Below are 2,609 nucleotides of genomic sequence, written 5' to 3'. Positions count from 1 at the left end.
AGGGGGTTGGTGCGACTGGACGCGACGCTCTTGCTGCAACCGAAGCGTTAGCGCTCTACGCGCGGCGACCCCCTCTGTCGCCTTCGGCGACATCTCCCCCTCAAGGGGGAGATTGCCACTAAACCGCGATCCTTGGCCGTCCCGATGCCACCGCCACCACATGCGCCTCGATGAACATGCGCTGGCTTTCGACAGTCGAGACCTTGAGCTCGGTGGCGACGTCGATCTCGGCATTGTCGGTGCCGGCATCTTTCGCGCGCTCGGCGACGATGGCGCGGACATCGGCCTCGGCCGCGGCGAGCGCCGCTGCCTCGTCGGTGAAGTCGCGCACCGTCTGGCCCGAGGCGAGGCGGAACAGCCCTTCCTTCGGCTGGCTGATGCGGGCTTCGGCGGAGACGCGGACCTGGCCGACGACGGCGCCGAGCGCGTTGGCGACGTCGGTATCGTCGGGCACGACGCAGCCATTGCCGACCAGCCGCGGCAGGCCGGCATAATGCAGCGGCGCCGAGGCGCCGAGGCCGATGACCGGACGGTCGAGCGCCACGCTGAGGCGGGCGATGCCGGGATGGGCATCGACGGCGCGCTGCACCAGCGCATGCGCGACGGCGGCGGCGCCATCCAGCCCGTCCTCGGTGAAGGCGGTTTCGAGAATGTATTCGGCCGACCAGCGGGTCAGCGTCACCAGCACACGTTCGGAAATCGCCTCCGGCGTCGCCGCGATGGCCTGGCCGCGGCCGTCGCGCTTGCGGGCGAACAGCTCGGCGCCGAGGCGTGCGGTGGCGGCGTGCCAGTTGGCCTGCTTGCCGAGCACATGGGCGGCATCCGACGGCGTGAAGCCGCAAATGTGCACCAGGCCGCGCGCCACCAGCCGGTTCAGCGTCGCGTTCTGGGCGTTCGAGGTCAGCAGCCTGTCGAGCGCCAGCGGCGTAGCCCCGATCGCCTCGTAGAGTTTTGCCTCCGGCGCGGTGAGGCCGGCGGCAAGCCGGTCCGGCACGCCGGTGCGCACCGCGAAGCGGCCATCCATGCGGCCGGGATTCGGCGCCCGCAGTTGCCGCTCCAGCTCCGATGTCACCGCCTCGCCATGCGCCAGGCCCGCCAGCGCCAGCGGCACCAGGCGGCGCGGCCCGAGCAAGATTTTTGGATTGAGCGCTCCGTCCTCCAGCGCCACTTCGGAATCGCCGCCGAGGCCGAAGGTGCGCATCGCCACGGCCTCGACCATGGTGCGGAAACCGCCGACGGTGGCGCCCTCCGGATCGAGCCGCGGGCGGCCGCTGTCGAGCACGGCGACGTCGGTGGTGGTGCCGCCGATGTCGGAAACCACGGCATCGTCGAGGCCGGTCATGTGACGGGCGCCGACGAGGCTGGCGGCGGGGCCCGACAAAATAGTCTCGATCGGCCGCTGGCGGGCGAAGGCGGCGGAAACCAGCGCGCCGTCGCCGCGCACCACCATCAGCGGTGCTGCAATGCCGCGCGCTTCCAGAAACCCTTCGGTCGCCGCCACCAGCCGGTCGATCATCGAGATCAGCCTGGCGTTGAGCAGCGTGGTGAGCGCGCGGCGCGGGCCGCCGAGCTTGGCCGACAGCTCGTGGCTAGCGGTGACCGGCAGGCCGGTCTTTTCGCGAATCAGGTCGCGGGCAGCCAGCTCATGCGCCGGGTTGCGCGTGGCGAAGTAGGCGCAGACGGCAAAGCCCGAAACCGAGCCGCCGAGCTCAGGCAGGGCTGCTTCGAGGCCGGAGAGGTCGAGCTTGGCCGCATTGCCGTGCACGTCATGCCCGCCGGGGCAGAACACCACCGGGTCGCTGCCGAGCGCCGTCTTCAGCCCGTCGCGGGCAAGGTCGGCCTCGGAAAAGCCGATCATGATCAGCGCGACGCGCCCGCCCTGGCCCTCGACCAGCGCGTTGGTGGCCAAGGTCGTCGACATCGACACCAGCTTGATCGAAGCCGGATCGGTGCCGGCCTTCTCCAGCACCGCGTCGACCGCGCCGGAGATGCCGACAGCGAGGTCGTGCCTGGTGGTCAGCGCCTTGGCCTTGGCCAGCACCTTGCCCTTCGGCCCGCCTTCCTCCGCCCACAGCACGGCGTCGGTATACGTGCCGCCGGTGTCGATGCCGAGGAAGAGCGGGATTGGCTTGGCGGTCATTTTTGCAGGCAGTCCGGGCAAAAGGATTGGTGCCTGCCCTTAGCCGATATGGCGTTGCGGATAAAGCCGGGAGAGATGGGCCAAGGGGGTGGCGCGACGATGAGTTGCCGAACGCTGGCGGGACAGCACCCCCTCTGTCCTGCCGGACATCTCCCCCTCAAGGGGGGAGATCAGATGTCCCCTGCACTTTCGCCAATCGCCAACGCTGCAGGAGGGCGCCGGCACCTAAGCTGCCAATCTCCCCCCTTGAGGGGGAGATGCCCGGCAGGGCAGAGGGGGGTGGCTTGGCACCAACCTTGCAGGAATCGTCCAGCGCCGGCGCGGCCCCTCATCCGCCCTTCGGGCACCTTTGTAACTTGTCCCGTGCCGACTCTGCTATTGCAGCAGGTGCGGTGGCGGACGAGAGACCGGAGCATCTTTGGGCCTTGAAGCCCGTGGGAGAGCGAGGGTCTTCGTCCGCCGTTCCATC

The 2,609-nt window shown here is 69.7% G+C and carries 1 protein-coding gene; it reads right to left on the bottom strand.

Features of this window, described 5'->3' with window-relative positions; all coding sequences use genetic code 11:
• Window positions 1-118 precede the first annotated feature (118 nt).
• Entirely contained in the window at window positions 119-2,140 is a 2,022-nt protein-coding gene (locus EN742_RS31200) for a hydantoinase/oxoprolinase family protein (protein ID WP_126057234.1), read from the bottom strand.
• Between the last annotated feature and the right edge of the window lie 469 nt (window positions 2,141-2,609).

Source organism: Mesorhizobium sp. M4A.F.Ca.ET.020.02.1.1, assembly GCF_004022645.1.
In the GTDB taxonomy this organism is placed as follows: domain Bacteria; phylum Pseudomonadota; class Alphaproteobacteria; order Rhizobiales; family Rhizobiaceae; genus Mesorhizobium.
This window is presented reverse-complemented; position numbering and strand designations above follow the sequence as displayed.

Bases quoted from the DNA above. Each gene is read 5' to 3' on its own strand.
- EN742_RS31200 (WP_126057234.1), bottom strand. From the start codon at position 2,140: ATGACCGCCAAGCCAATCCCGCTCTTCCTCGGCATCGACACCGGCGGC.